This window comes from Bifidobacterium choerinum (genome assembly GCF_000741135.1).
Lineage (GTDB): Bacteria > Actinomycetota > Actinomycetes > Actinomycetales > Bifidobacteriaceae > Bifidobacterium > Bifidobacterium choerinum.
Window position 1 is genome coordinate 112,128 of sequence record NZ_JGYU01000002.1, and the last position, 17,290, is coordinate 129,417.

Sequence of the window (17,290 nt, forward strand, 5' to 3'; positions counted from 1 at the left end):
ACGAATTCGTTTCGACGAAAGGTGGGAGAGTGATGAAGAACTGCGATGTGCGTATGGCACTGAGTGTGCTGTACTACCTCATTCTGGTGGATGGGCAGTCCCAGGAGCGTGAGCTGCAGCTGTTCGAGCAGTTGGGCGAACAATTCGACGCGGCCGAATTCAAAGCGTGCCGGGAGACGGTGATCGCTGACTGCGAGAAGCAGGTCGCCGGCGCTGCCGACGACTTTGAACATTACGAACTCGTCGCGGAGGGAGTCGACAAGGCTCTCGCATGCAAACCTGCTGCCAAAGGGCCGCAGATTCCGCTGAGCATGGTGTTGTGGGACATGCTCGCCGTCGCGCACGCCGATCGTGCGTGCAGCGCCGAAGAGGAACGGCTGATCAAGCACGTCGTGCGCGTGAACAATGTGGATCAGCGGCTCTATAGGCAGTTCGTCTACACGATGAACGCCTGCGTGGCGGTGGGCGCCCAACTGGAGGCAGTGGAGAACTCGTCGATGAACTACAGCGAAGCCAAGCCGATCGTCGATGAACTGGAACATCGGCGCGACGTGATGGTTGCCGGCGCACTCGACGTCATCAACGATTCGCGGATGCCCGCGGTTCCCGCAGCACAGCAGGTTCAGGAGGACATCGTCGATCAGGGCATGCGCGGCGTCGGCAACTTCATGAACGAAGCCGGACAAGCCATCGGTGATGCGGCAGGCAAAGCAGGAAACGCCATCGGTGATGCGGCGGGCAAAGCGGGGCATGCCATCGCCGATGCCGCAGGACAGGTCGGCAACGCCATGGGCGCCGTGGGCAACGAAGTGCAGAAGGGCGCGACGCAGGCGTGGAACAACGTGGCCAATACCGTCGGCGGCTGGTTCAAGAGGAACTAGTGCACGGTTCGTACAGGATGCGTAGAGGATAAGGGAGCAGTCATCATGGTGGTTTTCGTTCCGTTGGTAATCGGTGCGGCGGCGCTCGCCGGCGTCGGAGGTGTGGGCGCCGGAGTCAAAGGCGTCGCGGACGGGTACAAGGCGCAGGGATTGAATGAGAACACGGCGGAGCGGCAACGCGTCGCCGCGCAGAATCTGGAAACGCTGCGTGAGGAGTGCGGACGCGCTCTCAACGAACTCGGACGCGAGAAGATCAGCGTTCTGGATACGTCGATGAAGCATTTTCTGGATTCGTTCGGCAGGCTCAAGAACGTGGAACTGCGGGACTCCGCCGGATTGGACGAGCTCAAGCGTCTGCACATCGACGAGGCGTCGTTCGAGGAACTGCGCAAGCTCAGCGATATGGCCGTCGAAATCGTCAAAGGCGGTGTCGCGGGACTGGCCGCCGGATCATTGACGGCATTCGGCGCATATGGTCTGGCGATGCATTTCGCCACGGCTTCCACGGGCGCGGCCATCGCCGGTCTGCATGGTGCGGCCGCTGCCAATGCGACGCTGGCGTTCTTCGGTGGCGGCGCCCTGGCTGCAGGTGGCATGGGCATGGCCGGCGGTATGGCGGTGCTCGGCGGCCTTGTGGCAGGACCTGCGCTGTTGGTGTTCGGCGCCATGGTTGGGCTGAACGGCATGAAGGGACTGGAGCAGGCGAAAGCCAATGCGGTGCAGGTGAACGCCTACTGCGAGCAGTGGGCGGCAGCCACCGATCTATCACGCGCCATCAGGGATCGGGCGATGATGTTCTACGCGACGCTTGCGCAACTTGACGTTCGCTTCGTCGTGGCACTGCAGAACCTTGACAGGATCATCGCCACGCAGGGTGAGGATTACGCGCAGTTCGACCAGGAGGCCAAGCAGTCCGTCGCCGCCTGCGTTTCGCTGGCCATGTCCATCAAGTCCGTGCTCGATACTCCCATCCTCGACGATTCCGGCGTCCTCACCGACGAATCGGGCGCGTTGATGGATAAGTTCGGGCATGGCAGTGACGAGTGAGAAGAGCGCGGTTGTTGTTGTGACGGCTGAGTTCGTAGTTGATCGCGATACTGTCAGCTGTGAGGTTGCATGTCTGGCGCGAAAACAGCTTGGCACACCTGTGATTATTTCAACAGACGTGCCAAGCTATTCTATGAGTTAACGAAAATGGATGTATGGTTAATCCTCAACATCGTAGAATGTTACGTGCTGTTTGATTTCCTTTGCATTGATGTCGCTGGATGTCTTAAGCTCGACCTTCTCGCCGGGCGCCCAGTTGCCGATGCTTGTATACTCCTCGTGCTTTACGCCGGCGCCGTCAAGCAAATCAAGCGTGACTGAGACATTTGTGAAGGTCAGATTGGAAGTGTTTTCGACAACGGCCTTGTATGTATAGAAACCATATCCGTCGTCGGTCTTTTCAAATTTTGCCTCATTGATTAATTTGTTGATGGTTTCTTTTTCGTCGCTGGTCTTTGCGGCTTCGGCTCCTTCGGCGACAAGCTTGTCCAGAACTTCTTGATCCTTGCCGCTTAACTTCAATCCATATTCATCAACGAAGGTTTTTAGAATCTGCGTGCGCTTATCGTAGGCCTTGCCCCACTGCTTGGTGTATTCCGCGGACTGATACTCATAGTCCTTGGTAACATCCTTCTGCTCGTTGAGCACGTTGATGTAGCTGATTACTTGCTCCTGCAGTTTCGAGTTTTTGAATTGGCGATTCTTCAATGGGGTATCGGTGTCAAGTTCTGCTTGAATGGCATCCTTGGCGCGGGCGAGTTGTTCAGAGCTGGTGGTTGCTTCTCTGTCCGCAATCTCGAAGCGCTTCTCGAGGCCGCTGGCGATGACCTGCATTGCCTCGTCGTCGGCGTAGTCAGGGCCTTTGTCCTCGTTTCCGCATGCGCAGATTGTCAACGCCATCGCTAGACAGACGATACTGGCTACCGTCCGCTTAATTGCTGTCTTTACCATGGTGTTTGACCTTTCTCTTCTGAATGAATGATGTTCTTCATCTTAGTATGCCTAATCAGGGAAATGCATATTGTAGAGTGCGCTCGTGCCGGCATGTTTGTGAGCGAACTTTCTCTTTTGTGAGGGGCTCTCGATGCGAGGAACACTAGGTCTTTCCGATTTGAGAATTAAGGCCCGTGTTCTTGTGGCGGTTTTGACGGGGCGAGAAAGAGGAATGATGATTGGCCCCACTACCATGTCACGCCTACGGCCTTCTGAATGGCTTCTTGTGGTCTCCTCACGAACGGAAAGTATAAAGAATATAAAAGTATAAAAAAGTATAACGACGTGTGGCAATGGCACGTCGCCCGCTTTGCCTCGATGGCGCTCCCATCGTGTCGATGCATGTCAATTGGGCGGCATTTCTTGAAGAAGATCGGTATGTGAGAAGGCGCTGAACCCATACCTCCCACTCATCCCTCCACCGCGATATCTGTAGCTAGAAATCTCTATAGCTACAGATAATCGATTATCTGTAGCTATAATCATCGGTAGCTACACATCCGAACGCAGAAAGATGCCCACCATGGTCGAATGGCATGTTCCTGCACTTGGCCATGAAGAGCACGTATGGCATATCGCCGACGGCGACTATGTTTCCCGGTCGCAGCGCATGAAGGGCAAAGGTCCATACGAATCAGTCGTTCCCATTGCGTTGCGTGACCTGGATGTCAATCTGCCGTCAGCATTGGGCACTGTGATCGACGAGGCGAGTCAGGCATTGGCTAGATTCGATGCCTATGCACTGTGGAAACTTGGCGAACAAGTGCAGTCCCTCGGCCCGATGAGTGCGGTCCTGCTGCGTACGGAAGCTACGTCATCCTCGCAGATCGAACATCTCACCGTTGGTGCGAAGAATCTGGCGTTGGAGCTCCTTGATGAGGGAGACAGCCAGAATGCGCAGATCGTCATAGGTAATGTGCGGGCGATGGAATCGGCGTTGGAATTCAGCGGAGACATGACGCAGGAGAATTTGCTGCGCATGCATAAGGCATTGCTCAGCGCACAACCCGGCTGGGACGAATACGCCGGCAAGTTCCGAGAACAGCTCGTGTGGGTGGGAGCCAGCTCAAACTCACCGCGAGGGGCTTCGTTCGTGGCTCCACAGCCAGAACTGGTGCAACCGGCGATTGACGACCTGCTCACGTTCCTCCGGCGCGACGACATTCCGGTGCTTGCGCAGGCCGCTCTGGCCCATGCGCAATTCGAGACGATTCACCCATTTGCCGACGGCAACGGTCGAACGGGTCGTGCGCTCATCCACGCCGTGCTGCGCAGCAAGGGTCTCGCCGCACATCTGGTACCGCCGGTTTCCGCCGGCCTTCTCCGTGCTGCCAACACCTATTTTGATGCCCTTACCGCATTCCGTGAGGGGAATGCGGCTCCTCTGATTGCAGTGTTCGCTGAGGCGAGCCTTTTCGCCGCGCAGAGCGGCATCGATCTGATTGATCGTCTCGATGGGCAGATCGAAGCCGCCAAAACCGCTCTGCGGGGCACGCGCAGGGATGCAGCTGTGTGGAAGGTGTTGCCGTATCTGATTGCGCAGCCGGTGATCAACTCGCAGTATCTGCGTTCGACCATCGGATTGTCCAAACCGCAGGCCGAGCGTGCGCTGCGCGCGCTCGCCGATGCCGACATCCTCACTCCTCGCAACACCGCCAAACGCAATATCGTGTGGGAGCACCGCGGCATCCTCGATGTGCTCGACGGCTATGCGTCATCGCTGCGTCGGCAGTGAGTTTGCTCATCGCTACGGGAAGGCATGCATGTCGCTTTGGTCGAATGCATCGGCATGTTGTGTCGGAGAATGCACGATGCGGTTCTTCATGCTGGCGTATTCTCAGAATTCTGGGATTACAGAATGCCGACGTGATGATATCTCTATCGAGGAATCCAAAAGACAGAATTGGATGTAGTTCATAATGGTCGAATGATTAAGCTATCTTCATTTCCGCTCTGGCAGTCATAGCTTCGCTGTGTCTGAATAGGTGTGTGCACACCTATTTCCCGTTGCGTATGCAGTCCCTAACATCGGAAGAAGCCGTCGAGGTCTCGCTATGCGTTTTTGCTATGCTGGAACCACCAACGGGGACGTGATTGGCGAAGGAGCCGGCATGAAGGATACGCGTAACGCCTATGACGGCACGACCATCAGCGATCCCTTCGCGCTGCCCGAATTCGTCAACTGGCTGCGCAGGTCGACGCGCGACATCCCCTGCGTGCTGCTGTCCGAGGATGCGCAAGGCAAGCCGTACGTTCCTCTCGACCAGGTGCGGGCGACCGTTGGCTCGCGTGCGGTGACGGTGCTGCTCGCCAACGCCGTGCAGCAATCGGCGCGCAATCAGCTCGACACCGTCGATCCCTACCATGGTGCGACGCGCATCTTCCCTCCCGGCGACCAGTGGCGCGACGACTACCGGCTCGTTCCCTGCGTGCTGCCATCGGTGTCCAAACCGGCATATCTGGCGCGCATCGACGAGAAACTGAACGAGGTCATCGACGCAGCGCGCGAGCCGCGCGCCACGCATGCCGCTCGACCTGCCGCGCCGTCGTCCGTGCCGGTTTCGCGGCCGCCGAACAGTCGCGCCGATACGCCGGCCGAGGAGCCGAGTCTTGAGGATGTGCGCGGCCCCCGCCATTTGTTTCATATCGATCTCGCGCACGCTCCGCTGTGCCGCGAAGCCATCATGTCGTCGAGCCGCGAATACCCGTGCATCCTCGTCTCGCTCGCGTCCGAGGATGCACGGCCGTATCTGGACGTGGCGGCGTTGCTTGACGAGATCGAGGACGCCGCCGTCGTTTTCGTCATCGCCGATCAGCAGACCGAACAATGGCTGTGCGACCATCTGCCGCCTTGGGCGCTCGCCTATCATGGCGCATGCCGATTCTTCCCGCCGCGCAACGGTTCTGACCGTACGCATTCGAAGCTGTTCTATGTGCGTGGCCGCGAGGACAGCGCCGATGTCGTCGCCAAACTCGCCGAAATGGTGTGGAACACCGCATATGCGGATGGCTACAGCGTCGGCGCGGACGTCGACGATGCGAATGACGACGGCGGCGCCGTCGATGCCGTTCGCGAACGACACGGCGAACTCGTCGGCGGCGTCGTCGAAATGATCATCGATTCCACGGCGTATGTGCGAGCGAACGATGAGCCGATGCCGCGCAAGGCGACGATCGAGTTGCCGCCGACGCTGCCGGAGTCGATATCGACGGACGTGTTGCTGCGCAAAGGACAGCATCTGCATGGGTATGCCGTCGGCGAGGACGGGTTCGAAATCGTGCCCGATTGGATCGACGCCGAGGACGCGCTGTGCGAATATGCGCCGGAAGCCGTCGTTGCGGGGCTCGTCACGTATGTGTGCGCGGACATGCTCAAGGTCATGCTGTATCCGACGGTCGAGGTCGAAGTGCGCGGGGCGGATTTGTTCGCCGGCACGGCGGTGAACATCGACATGGATCTGCGGCAGGTGTTTTCACGTGAAACAACGATTGCGCTGCGCGTCGTCGCGCGCGACGACGATGACTGGCTGTTCACGCTGCCGGCATCGACGGACACGGTCGTCGAACCGCCGAATCTGCTGCCGGAAGGCCCCGCATGGCTGGACGTGACGGACGCGTTGGCGTATCTGTCACGTGCGTATGCGCGCACCAGTCTCGCCGATGTGCCGATCGAGACGTTGCTCGAATCGGTCGATACATTGGAGTCGGCGCGCACGACGATCCGCACGATGCACCGGCAGCTTATGGAGACACGGGACGCGAACGCCGAACTGACGCGAGCCAATGAACGTCTGCGCGACGAGAACGCCGAACTGGCACGGCGCAATCGCGCCTATGAGAAGGCAATCGAGGAGAACGAACCGCTCGCGCCGTTCAGCGGAAGGTTCGCCTCGATTCGTGAGGAGCTCGACTGGCAGCTGCAGGCGCAGTCGCTGCTGCAGTTCTCGGTCGAGGAACGCGAGCGGCATCCGCTGGCGCCGTGGTCGTATGGGGAGAAGTTCTTCGATTCGCTGGCGGAATGCGAGCACGGGGACATGTCACGCTGGGCGCTGATCCGCACGATGGTGCTCGTGCTCGCCGGCAAGGAGACGCTCAACGGGCTGCGGCAGCATCAGCTGCGCACCGGCAGGGGAGGGGATAACCCCGGGCGCAAGGATGAACAGGGCAATGCGATCTACCGCTGCAACGTGCACGGTCAGTATCGTCTGCATTTCTCGCGCGACGCCGCCGGGCGGGTCATGTTCCTGTCGGTGAACACGCACGACGACCTGCTGCTGTAGTGGCTGCGCGCAGGGTTCCGTTCACGATTCGCGGGGCCAGCGCTGCGCCAGACGCTGCTGGATCGGCAGTGCGGTGCGGCGGTTGCCGGTCAGAAAGGTCGCGTAGAAATCGATACGGTTGGCGGGGTCGTCAATCGCCACCGATGTGCGTGTGCACGAGGAATCGCCCGTTGACGTCATGCGACGAGCGCGTGAGGTTGGAATAGACGAACGGGAAGGCCGAATAGCGGCTGATCTGCTCGAGCGAACCCAGATCCTGCTGGTACAGGAACTGCGCGCCCGGAATACGCTGTTCGATGAGTGTACGCCACGGGCCTATGTCGGAGGCGACGATGAAGCTCATGCCGGCGAGGTCGGCGAAGGTGACGCTTGCGCGTTGCGCGAGCGGATTGAAGTTGTTGATCGCGACGCCGAGGAATTCGCGACCCAGATACAGCGAATCGACGCGCGGGTCGTCGATCTTGCGGTCGGTGATGACGATTGTCGCCTTACGCAGCAACAGCTCGTCGAGCACTGCGTCCGGGTCGATCAGATCATGGCGGATCGTCAGTGGGTCGGGTGTGGAGGAGTCGGCGGACGGGTGGCGATGGCCGGCCGTGAAGGCGTCGGACGCGGCTTCGGCGTGTTCCAGGTGCCGGACCTCGCGGTGTGCGAGCAGGCTGTTTCCGATGCGCTCGCGACCGGCTACCGGCTGATTGACACGGCGGCCGCGTATATGAACGAGGAGGCGGTCGGCGCGGCGATTGCGAAGAGCCCGGTGGCGTGCGAGGACATCTTCGTGACGTCCAAGCTGTGGGTCGACCACTTCACCTATGAGAAGGCGAAGCAGGGCATCGACGATTCGCTGCGCAAACTCGGCCTCGACTATCTCGACCTGTATCTGCTGCATCAGCCCTATGGCGACGTCGCCGGCGCGTGGCGTGCGCTCGAGGAGGCGCAGCAGGTCGGCAAGATCCGCTCGATCGGCGTCTCCAACTTCGCGCCGGACCAGCTGATCAACCTTGAACTGATGAGCAACGTGAAGCCTGCCGTCAACCAGATCGAGGTCTCCCCGTGGTATCAGGAGCAGGATGAGGTGCGCGTCGCTCAGGAGCAGGACGTGCAGGTTGAGGTCTGGGCGCCGTTCGCGGAGGGCAAGTATCACATCTTCACTGACCCGACGATCGCGCAGATCGGCGCGAAGTACGGCAAGTCGAACGGTCAGGTGATCCTGCGCTGGCTGCTGCAGCGTGGCATCGTCGCGATCCCGAAGTCGGTGCACAAGGAGCGCATGGAGGAGAACTTCGATGTCTTCGACTTCGAGCTCAGTGAGGAGGATATGGCGACGATGGCCAGCCTCGACAAGCATGAGAGCCGGTTCTTCGACCATCGCGATCCGACGGCCATAGTGACCATCTTCGGCCAGAGCCTGCGCGCGCTGCGTTCGTGAGCGAAGCGCCCACACGAACCGTTCAAGGACGCGCAGATCACCCGCGAAGCGGTCGCGAAGTTCGCCGCCGAGCTGCTGACCGGCAAGCAGGATTACCATCGCGAAAGCCTCGGCATCGGCGAACCCGGCACCGAATGGGCGGCGCCGACCTTCCGCTGAGCTGTGATTGAACAGCCGAACCGTTCGGACGCGTCGCGTTCGAACGGTTCGGCCGGTCTGAGGTCAGTGTGAATGGGTGCGGCCCGGACATCTTCGTGGGAAGATGTCCGGGCCGCACCCATTCACCGGTGGCGTCTATCTCGATGTTCCATGATCACTGTTCCACGTGAAACATCGCGTCGTCGTCGGCCGAACCGGCGGATCAGTCGACGAGGAACGAGCGCATGAACCACTGGAACTGCTCGAGCTTCTGCACGTGGTCCTGCATGATGTTGCTGCTCACGAAGTCGAGGTCGTCGAGTTCGGCGACGGCGGTGCGGTCGGCCTTGATGAACGAGTCGTAGTACTTGTCGAGCGCACGCAGATAGTCGAGCGTGTTCTGGCGGCCTTCGAGTTCGAACTTGTCCCAGGTGCGGTAGCGCACGATGTCGTCGGGGCGACCGGAGGGCGAACCGCCGAGCGCGGCGATGCGTTCCGCCGTCTCGTCGGCCATCGCGAGCACTTCGTCGACCTGCGGGTCGAGCATCTCGTGGACGGCGATGAAGTTCGGGCCGGCGACGTTCCAATGCGCATGCTTGAGCACGAGCGCGGCCTCCTGCTCCTGGCTCAGACGCTCCTGCAGGATGCCGATGATCTTCTCCGAGGAGGCTTCGTCGAGGCCCGGGATGATGAATGACAGTGCCATGGTTGTTCCTTTCGGTATGTTGGCGGATGTTCTGCCTCGAGCTTACGTGCCATTGCCGTATGTTGGCTGAGTGTGAGCTGTTAGCCTAACTCTTATTCTCCTCATCCCCTTTTGATGCGCTGGCTTCATGATCGTCCTGCTTGCGCACTTCGATCGTTTCGATCCTGCGGCCGTCGACCTTCGTGACGGTCATCGTGTAGCCGCCGTCATCGGAGGTGTAGGTGTCGCCGACCTCGCCCATCTTGCCGGTATGCGCAAGGAAGTATCCGGCGACCGTCTCGTATGGGCCGTCGCTCAATTCGATGCCAGTCAGGTCGGCGAAGTCCTCGATCGTCATGCTGCCGTCTACGGTGGCGACGCCGTTGACGAACACGGTTCCGTTGCCATCGTTCTTCGTGTGGTCTTCAGGCAGGTCGTACTCGTCGCGGATGTCGCCAACGAGTTCCTCGGTCATATCCTCGAGTGTGACGATGCCGTCGGTGCCGCCGTACTCGTCGATGACGGTGGCCAGGTGGATGCCACGCTGCCGCAGCAGCGCCAGGCTCGGCAGCAGCTTCGACGTGCCCGGCAACGCGATGCCCTCGCGCGTCACGTCGGCAACGGTCATGCCGTCGGGATTCTGCACGTCGAGCAGGTCGCGCACATGGACGAAGCCGAGGATGTCGTCGAAGTCCTTGCCGGAGACGGGGTAGCGGGAATACGGCATGTCGCGGACGAAGGCGGCGGCCTCGGCGAGCGGCATGTCGGCGTTGAGGAACGCGACATCGGCGCGCGGGCGCATGACCTCGGCGACGATCTTCTCGGACGCGTCGAAGACGTCGTCGAGAATCGTGCGTTCATCCTTCGTCAGATTCGAGTTCGAGCTGACGAGGACGCGCAGCTCCTCGTCGGAGACCTCGGATTCGGTTTCGTTCGGATCGAAGCCGAGCAGGCGGACGATGCCGTTCGTATTCTTGCCGATGAGCCAGATGATCGGCTTGCAGATCGTCGCGAACACCGAGATTGCCGGGACGACGGCGCGGGCGATTTGCTCGTTGCGCTGCATCGCGATGCGCTTCGGCACCATTTCGGAGATGACAATCGAGCAGTAGGAGATGATGAGCGTGAGCACGATCGTCGTGAGCGGGGCGGCGACCTTGGCCGGGACGCCCCAGCTTTCCACGACCGGCACGATGAACGGGGAGATCGACGATTCGCCGAAGGACGCGGACAGGAAGCCGGAAAGCGTCACGCCGATCTGCACGGTGGAAAGGAACGTGTTCGGGTCGCGCGCGATCTTCGCGACGCGGGCGCCGCGCGCATCTTCCTGTTCCATCTGGTCGATCTGCGAACCGCGCAGCGAGACGAGCGCGAGCTCAGTGCCGGCGAAGACGGATCCGAGCAGCAGGAAGACGAAGATGAGCAGAATGTTCAAACCTAAAGACATGTCTCAAGCGTAAGGCATTGGCAGGGCAATCGGCCGCCCAGAGCCTATCTGCGATTTTGGGGTGGGTCATCCGTGAGACTGCGCCCTTTGGTGTTCCATCCTTATCGCTTTTGTTCGCATATGGTGGGTTTGGATGCTGTTCGCGGCGGTGTCTCACGGATGACCCACCCCAAAATCGCAGATACGCCTAGTCGCTTGGAAGTGTTGCGACGGCCACTGGGCTTGCTGTTCGGTAACTGTTCCTGAGGAGCGAGAATGAGGGGCGCAACGTTCATGCAACGATTGTGGAACAGTGTGGGAAACAGTTTGGTTATCCACATTTCCACAGATTTATTGCCGCTGGTGGCATCGAGTCGGCCGGCATGCTTGAGTGACCGGTATGAGCGAATCGAATCAGGCCAAGCGATTGCGCGAGGCTCGCGACGAAATGCTGCGCATATGCGTCGAGGCGCAATCGAAGCTCCAGCATTCTCCGGTGTTCTGCCGGATGACGGCGTTGGGATTGTTGGAAGTCGAGCCGCCCCGTTTGATGCGTCGTTCGGGAGGCGGTGAGGATATGCGCCCGGAGCGCGTGGTCGCGGGGCAGAATGCGCATCATACGCTTGCCGGCATCCATGATGTGCAATGGAGCGGGCCGATCCAAACACAGGTGGTGGCGGATGCGGTGTGCTGCACCGCGCCCGAATGCACATGGGTGATGATGGCGCCGATGCTGAGCATGCTGGAAGTGGTCGTGCTGGGTGACAGCATGATGCGGCGCGACGCTGCACTCAAACGCACATCGGCCATGGGATTCGAGCAGTACCTCGACCAGTTGCGGGAACGATGCAAAGGAATCAAGGTCAAAGGATTCCGGGCATGCTGCAAGGCTCTGAAGCTGATTCGCGAGGATACCGATTCCTCGATGGAGAGCCGCGTGCGTGTCACGCTCGATCAATATGGTCTCGGCGTCCCGGACGTGAACCATCCCGTGGTGCATCCAATTACCGGACGGATGCTGCATTTGGACATGGCCTATCCGGAACTGAAGATCGCCATCGAATACGATGGCCGGTTCCATGCCGATCAATGGGAAGCGGATGTGGAGCGCCGGCGAATCCTTGACGAGCTAGGCTGGGATGTCATTCAGGTCACCGCCGTCGATATGCGCACCGAAGGTGACCGTCATGCGCTTGCGATGCGCGTCGCGCAGCACATCGGCATCCGCTTGGGACACAAGATCCGTGTCCGTGCTCCATTGACGGTGGAACAGCTCACCGATGGCCGTCGTGCTTCAGAAGCCGCTTGGAAACGCTGGCTTTGAGTAGTCTCCGGGCGCTATCTGCGATTTTGGGGTGGGTATTCTCTGGGACTACGCCTCTAAACGCGTCATTCCTATCGCTTTTGTTCGTATATGGTAGGTTTAGGGGCTATTAGAGAAGGAGTCTCAGAGGATGCCCACCCCAAAATCGCAGATACGGCTGATTGACCGGCGACCGTCGGCCGACCGCCGGCCAATCGTCGCGCTCAGAAGCTGAGCACTTCGACCAGGCCGGAGTCCAGACGATAGCGGGCGCCGACGATCATCAGCCGTTCATGGGCGAGCGCCTCTCGGATGATCTCCGAATGCGTCACCAGATGCTCGATTGTGCGCGCGATGTTCACCTGCTCATAATCCTCGGTCGAATCGAGCCCCGCCATCTGGGCCTGCCAGACGGACAGGCCGACGTTCTTGAGGAGCTGCGAATCGGAGGAGAGGATGACCTCGTCAAGGTCCTCCATCAGCTGTTCGCGCACCGCCGGCGACTCGTGCTCGTCCTCCTTGGAGAGCTTCTTCACGAGCGCGTCGAGCTCCTTGACGCCCTGCTCGACGGCCGCGCAATGCTGATGGCCAAGCACGACGAGCAGGCTCACATGCATCGTGCCGACGGCGTGTTCAAGCGACTGCAGCACGGCGTCGTCGATGATCTGCCCGGCCGTGCGCACCGTGAACATGTCGCCCAGTCCCGCGTCGAAGATGATCTCCGGCGGCACGCGCGAATCCGAGCAGCTGAGCACGGCCGCATCCGGATTCTGCGCGTCAATGAGCGATTCGCGCGTCTCCTTGTCCTGCCACGGGTGTGTGGCGTTGCCTTCCGCGAATCGGCGGTTGCCGGCGAGCATGCGGCTCCATGTGCTGTTCGCGGTCGTCTCTTCGGTGTGCTCGGTCATCGTGTCTCCTCTGGTCGTCGCGGTTCGTGCGTTACGGTAAATCATAGGGTCTTTGTCATCAGCGGATTGTTCACCGTGCGCAATCGGCGCCTGCGCGCCGCCGTATGGGCGTGGCTCAAGGCGTTGCGATGCGGGCGTCGACGAGCGGCCGGACGCGGGGCTGCCTTGGGCGGCGTGGCTCGTGCCCCGCAAAGCCGGGTGGTTACGGTTTTGCGTCATCAAGGTAATGATTTTCCGACACGCCTAAATTTGTTTAGTAAAGTCGGTAAATGGTAGAGTATGTGACATGACCGGTGCAGCGCAGTACCGATCGCGACAACCGCAGAGCACGGCGTCGGGCATGACATCAGGAATGACGCCATGGTTCACGCCAGACATAACGTCGATATCGCAATGGAGAGAACGACATGACGAGTACATCCAGCGAGACGGCACCGCAGCCGCCGGTAATGTCATCAACGTCCATCAAGGAGCATGCCATGCAGAGCGCAATCGGAACCGGTCCGCAGGAGCAGGCGCAGCGCCGGCGCGCGCGGCGTCAGAAGATCTGCTTCGCCTTCGGCAACCTCGGCCAGTCCGCGTTCTACAACGCGATGAGCACCTTCTTCATGACCTACGTCACGACCGCGCTGTTCGTGCGCGTGGACAAGGACGTCGCGGCCCGCATGATCGCGCTGATCACGTCGTTGGTCGTCGTCATCCGCATCGCGGAGATCTTCCTCGACCCGATCATCGGCAACATCGTCGACAACACGCGCACGAAGTGGGGCCGTTTCCGTGTATGGCAGTTCATCGGCGGCATTGTGCCGTCCGTGCTGCTCGTCGTCATCTTCAGTGGTCTGTTCGGACTCGTCAACGTGAACACCACATGGTTCATCACGCTGTTCATCATCACCTTCGTCGCGCTCGACATCTTCTATTCGGCGCGTGACATCTCCTATTGGGGCATGATCCCGGCGCTGTCCAGCGACTCGCATGAGCGCGCGGTGTACACGTCGCTCGGCTCGCTGACCGGCTCGATTGGCTACAACGGCGTCACCGTCATCGTCATTCCGATCGTCAGCTACTTCACCTACCGTTTCACCGGCGAGTACGCGCAGGGGCAGTCCGGATGGACGGCCTTCGCCGTCATCATCGCCGTGCTCGGGCTGCTCACCGCCTGGTCCGTCGCGTTCGGCACCCGCGAAAGCTCGAGCAACCTGCGTACGAAGGAGGAGCATTGCGGTCCGCTGGACGCGTTCAAGGCCATCGGGCGCAACGACCAGCTGCTGTGGACCGCGCTGAGCTACCTGCTGTACGCCGTCGCCAACGTCGCCACGACCGGCGTGCTGTTCTACCAGTTCACCTATGTGCTCGGCACCCCCGAGCGCTTCGCGATCGCCGGCGTCATCCCGGTCGTCACCGGTCTCGTCACGACGCCGCTGTACCCGGTCCTGAACCGGCGCATTCCCCGCCGCTGGCTGTATGCCGCCGGCATGGCGCTGATGATCGCCGCGTATGCGATGTTCATCATGGCGCCACGTAACCTTGCGGTCGTGCTCGTCGCGCTGTGCCTGTTCTATCTGCCGCAGCAGACCATCCAGATGACCGCGATCCTGACAATGACCGATTCCATCGAATATGGCCAGCTCAAGACCGGCCGCCGCAACGAGGCGGTCACGTTGAGCGTGCGTCCGATGCTCGATAAGATCGCGGGCGCCTGCTCCAACGGCATCGTCGGCTTCGTGGCCGTCGCCGCCGGCATGGTCGGCACCGTGTCCGCCTCGGATATGACCTCCTCGAACATCCATACCTTCACGACCTGGGCGTACATCATCCCGTCCGCCGGCATCGTGCTCAGCCTGCTCGTCTTCCTGCTCACCGTCCGCATCGACGAGAAGAAGCATGAGGAGATCGTCGAGCAGCTCGAGGCCGAACTCGCCGAGAGCAGCGACGTCAACGCCTGACATCCGATATCCGATACCGATCAGAAAGGAACAATCATGACCGCATGCGAAAGCCCGATCGCCACCAAGCCGCGCCGCGTCCATCGTTGGCCGCAGCCACTGCCCGGCAACGATGCGCGGATCTGGTACGGCGCCGACTACAACCCCGACCAGTGGCGGAGGAATACTGGGACGAGGATGTGCGTCTGATGACGCAGGCCGGCGTCAACATCGTCTCGCTGGCGATCTTCTCGTGGGCCAACATCGAGCCCGAGGACGGCGTCTTCACCTTCGACTGGCTCGATCGCATCATCGCGAAGCTCTATGCGGCCGGCATCGCCGTCGATTTGGCATCGGGCACGGCCTCGCCGCCGATGTGGCTGACCGCCAAGCATCCCGAAGTGCTGCCTCGCGACGAGCGCGGCGACGTCGTCTGGCCCGGCGCCCGCCAGCACTGGCGTCCGACGAGCCCGGTGTTCCGCGAGTATGCGCTGCGTCTGTGCCGGCGGATGGCCGACCATTACCGCGACAACCCCGCCATCGTCTCCTGGCATGTGAGCAACGAGTACGGCTGCCATAACCGCTTCGACTATTCGGACGACGCGATGCGCGCATTCCAGGATTGGTGCCGCGCGAAGTACGGCACGATCGACGCCGTCAACGAGGCATGGGGCGCGAACTTCTGGTCGCAGCGCCTCAACGGGTTCGACGAGATCCTGCCGCCGCGCTACATCGGCGAAGGCAACTTCACGAATCCGGGACGTCTGCTCGACTACAAGCGCTTCAGCTCGGACGCGCTCAAGGAGTTCTTCTGCGCCGAGCGCGACGTATTGGCTTCGATCACGCCGAACATCCCGATCACGACGAACTTCATGGTCAACTCGTCGGAGAGCACGATGGACTATGACGATTGGGGCCGCGAAGTCGATTTCGTCTCGAACGACCATTACTTCACGCCGGGCTCATGGCATCTTGACGAGATGGCGTATTCGTCGTCGCATGTGGACGGCATCGCGCGCAAGGAACCGTGGTTCCTGATGGAGCAGTCCACGTCCGCCGTCAACTGGCGCGGGCTCAATCCGCGCAAGGAACCGGGCGCGCTCGTGCGTGATTCGCTGCTCCATCTGGCGATGGGCGCGGACGCGATCTGTTACTTCCAGTGGCGGCAATCGCGCGCCGGGGCCGAGAAGTTCCATTCGGCGATGCTGCCGGTCGCAGGCGAGGATTCGCAGATCTACCGCGATGTATGCGAGCTGGGCTCCTATCTGCACGATCTGGCGGACGTCACCGGATCGAAGGTGACCGATTCGCCGGTCGCCATCGTCTACGACGTCGAATCGGTATGGGCCGCCGAGCACACGACGGTGCCGAACCAGGCGGTGCAGGGGTGGACCGAGCCGCTGGACTGGTTCGGCGCGTTCGTGGAATACGGCATCCGCGCCGACGTGACGCCGGTGCATGGCGATTGGGATACGCATGACGTCGTCGTCATCCCGTGCGTCTATCTGTTCGACGATGCCACCGCCGCGCGTCTGCGCGACTTCGTGGCGCGGGGCGGCAAGGCGATCGTGACCTATTACAGTGCGATCGCCGACGAGCACGATCGTTTGTTCCTGGGAGGATGGCCCGGACTCATCGGCGATGTGGCCGGCGTGCGCATCGAGGAGCATTGCCCGCTGGGTGACCGCTTCGCCGGCGCGCTCGACCATCTGGATGTCAGCAATGGCGCCGTCGTGCATGGCCTCGCCGATGTCATCACGTCGGTCGCGCCCGATACACGGGTGCTTGCGACCTTCGAGGCCGAGGACATGACCGGCATGAACGGGCGCCCCGCCATCACCGTCCATCCGTATGGCGACGGCATGACGGGCTATGTGGGCGGCCGGCTCGGCAAGGACGGCATCGTGGCGAGCCTGCCGCAGCTCTTCGCCGCGATGGGCATGTTCCCGGATGCCGCGGCGGCCGACGGCGACGTGCTGCGCGTGACCCGCGCGCAGTCGGACGGCAGGGCATACGAATTCGTGTTCAACCGCAGGCGTGAGGCGGTCACCGTCGCAGTGCCGCATGGCGAAACGGCGGTCATGTACCGTGCGGAATCGAACGGAGCCACGGCGGTGCTGCAGCCCAACGGCGCGATCGTGATCCGCCGCTGATCGGCGCGCGGACGCCGGCATGGTGACCGTGGGCGGGTGCGATGTCACGGTTCGCACACGCCCACGGTCACCATGCCCCGCGCGCCATGAGGCGCTATGATTGGTAAAGTAGTTTACTAATC

The 17,290-nt window shown here is 61.1% G+C and carries 12 protein-coding genes and 1 pseudogene; 8 read left to right on the top strand and 5 right to left on the bottom strand.

Annotation, left to right across the window (positions count from 1 at the left end):
• Positions 1–32 precede the first annotated feature (32 nt).
• Both BCHO_RS01510 and BCHO_RS09480 read left to right on the top strand, forming a co-directional pair.
• The gene (locus BCHO_RS01510; RefSeq protein ID WP_024540367.1) at positions 33–881 is read left to right on the top strand and encodes a hypothetical protein; all 849 of its coding nucleotides are present in this window, start codon (positions 33–35) and stop codon (positions 879–881) included.
• Between the two features lie 45 nt (positions 882–926).
• Entirely contained in the window at positions 927–1,928 is a 1,002-nt protein-coding gene (locus BCHO_RS09480) for a hypothetical protein (RefSeq protein ID WP_024540366.1), read from the top strand.
• 159 nt (positions 1,929–2,087) lie between these two features.
• On the opposite strand, the gene BCHO_RS01520 is transcribed toward BCHO_RS09480, so the two are convergent.
• Positions 2,088–2,879 (bottom strand): FxLYD domain-containing protein, encoded by a 792-nt coding sequence (locus tag BCHO_RS01520; RefSeq protein WP_024540365.1) that lies wholly within the window; start codon positions 2,877–2,879, stop codon positions 2,088–2,090.
• A gap of 565 nt (positions 2,880–3,444) precedes the next feature.
• On the opposite strand from BCHO_RS01520, the gene BCHO_RS09665 reads away from it, so the two are divergent.
• A complete protein-coding gene (locus BCHO_RS09665) occupies positions 3,445–4,656 on the top strand; it encodes a Fic family protein (protein ID WP_051354835.1) in 1,212 nt (403 codons plus the stop codon).
• A gap of 376 nt (positions 4,657–5,032) precedes the next feature.
• On the top strand, positions 5,033–7,201 hold the full coding sequence (locus BCHO_RS01530) for a hypothetical protein (RefSeq protein WP_024540363.1): 2,169 nt from the start codon (positions 5,033–5,035) through the stop codon (positions 7,199–7,201).
• A 130-nt stretch (positions 7,202–7,331) separates the two neighbouring features.
• Here the strand turns inward: BCHO_RS01530 and BCHO_RS01535 are convergent, their stop codons facing one another.
• Positions 7,332–7,715 carry a LysR substrate-binding domain-containing protein gene (locus tag BCHO_RS01535; protein ID WP_237743008.1) on the bottom strand — a complete coding sequence of 128 codons (384 nt, stop codon included), beginning with the start codon at positions 7,713–7,715 and terminating at the stop codon, positions 7,332–7,334.
• 21 nt (positions 7,716–7,736) lie between these two features.
• Between BCHO_RS01535 and BCHO_RS01540 the strand changes: the two genes are divergently transcribed.
• Positions 7,737–8,630, top strand: a complete 894-nt coding sequence (locus tag BCHO_RS01540) for an aldo/keto reductase (RefSeq protein ID WP_237743009.1) — start codon at positions 7,737–7,739, stop codon at positions 8,628–8,630.
• A 361-nt stretch (positions 8,631–8,991) separates the two neighbouring features.
• On the opposite strand, the gene BCHO_RS01545 is transcribed toward BCHO_RS01540, so the two are convergent.
• Positions 8,992–9,474, bottom strand: a complete 483-nt coding sequence (locus BCHO_RS01545) for a Dps family protein (RefSeq protein WP_024540361.1) — start codon at positions 9,472–9,474, stop codon at positions 8,992–8,994.
• An 85-nt stretch (positions 9,475–9,559) separates the two neighbouring features.
• Positions 9,560–10,900 (bottom strand): hemolysin family protein, encoded by a 1,341-nt coding sequence (locus BCHO_RS01550; protein ID WP_024540360.1) that lies wholly within the window; start codon positions 10,898–10,900, stop codon positions 9,560–9,562.
• Between the two features lie 379 nt (positions 10,901–11,279).
• Between BCHO_RS01550 and BCHO_RS01555 the strand changes: the two genes are divergently transcribed.
• Positions 11,280–12,203 (top strand): DUF559 domain-containing protein, encoded by a 924-nt coding sequence (locus BCHO_RS01555; RefSeq protein WP_024540359.1) that lies wholly within the window; start codon positions 11,280–11,282, stop codon positions 12,201–12,203.
• A 203-nt stretch (positions 12,204–12,406) separates the two neighbouring features.
• On the opposite strand, the gene BCHO_RS01560 is transcribed toward BCHO_RS01555, so the two are convergent.
• Entirely contained in the window at positions 12,407–13,090 is a 684-nt protein-coding gene (locus tag BCHO_RS01560) for a carbonic anhydrase (protein WP_024540358.1), read from the bottom strand.
• Between the two features lie 479 nt (positions 13,091–13,569).
• Here BCHO_RS01560 and BCHO_RS01565 point away from each other — a divergent pair, with 479 nt between their 5' ends.
• On the top strand, positions 13,570–15,036 hold the full coding sequence (locus BCHO_RS01565; RefSeq protein WP_024540357.1) for a glycoside-pentoside-hexuronide (GPH):cation symporter: 1,467 nt from the start codon (positions 13,570–13,572) through the stop codon (positions 15,034–15,036).
• A 36-nt stretch (positions 15,037–15,072) separates the two neighbouring features.
• A pseudogene (locus BCHO_RS01570) lies at positions 15,073–17,168 on the top strand (beta-galactosidase).
• Positions 17,169–17,290 lie beyond the last annotated feature (122 nt).

What these genes read in the sequence shown, in the direction of transcription:
- BCHO_RS01510 (WP_024540367.1), top strand. Translation starts at nt 33, where the DNA reads ATGAAGAACTGCGATGTGCGTATGGCACTGAGTGTGCTGTACTACCTC.
- BCHO_RS09480 (WP_024540366.1), top strand. Translation starts at nt 927, where the DNA reads ATGGTGGTTTTCGTTCCGTTGGTAATCGGTGCGGCGGCGCTCGCCGGC.
- BCHO_RS01520 (WP_024540365.1), bottom strand. Translation starts at nt 2,879, where the DNA reads ATGGTAAAGACAGCAATTAAGCGGACGGTAGCCAGTATCGTCTGTCTA.
- BCHO_RS09665 (WP_051354835.1), top strand. Translation starts at nt 3,445, where the DNA reads ATGGTCGAATGGCATGTTCCTGCACTTGGCCATGAAGAGCACGTATGG.
- BCHO_RS01530 (WP_024540363.1), top strand. Translation starts at nt 5,033, where the DNA reads ATGAAGGATACGCGTAACGCCTATGACGGCACGACCATCAGCGATCCC.
- BCHO_RS01540 (WP_237743009.1), top strand. Translation starts at nt 7,737, where the DNA reads ATGGCGGATCGTCAGTGGGTCGGGTGTGGAGGAGTCGGCGGACGGGTG.
- BCHO_RS01545 (WP_024540361.1), bottom strand. Translation starts at nt 9,474, where the DNA reads ATGGCACTGTCATTCATCATCCCGGGCCTCGACGAAGCCTCCTCGGAG.
- BCHO_RS01550 (WP_024540360.1), bottom strand. Translation starts at nt 10,900, where the DNA reads ATGTCTTTAGGTTTGAACATTCTGCTCATCTTCGTCTTCCTGCTGCTC.
- BCHO_RS01555 (WP_024540359.1), top strand. Translation starts at nt 11,280, where the DNA reads ATGAGCGAATCGAATCAGGCCAAGCGATTGCGCGAGGCTCGCGACGAA.
- BCHO_RS01560 (WP_024540358.1), bottom strand. Translation starts at nt 13,090, where the DNA reads ATGACCGAGCACACCGAAGAGACGACCGCGAACAGCACATGGAGCCGC.
- BCHO_RS01565 (WP_024540357.1), top strand. Translation starts at nt 13,570, where the DNA reads ATGCAGAGCGCAATCGGAACCGGTCCGCAGGAGCAGGCGCAGCGCCGG.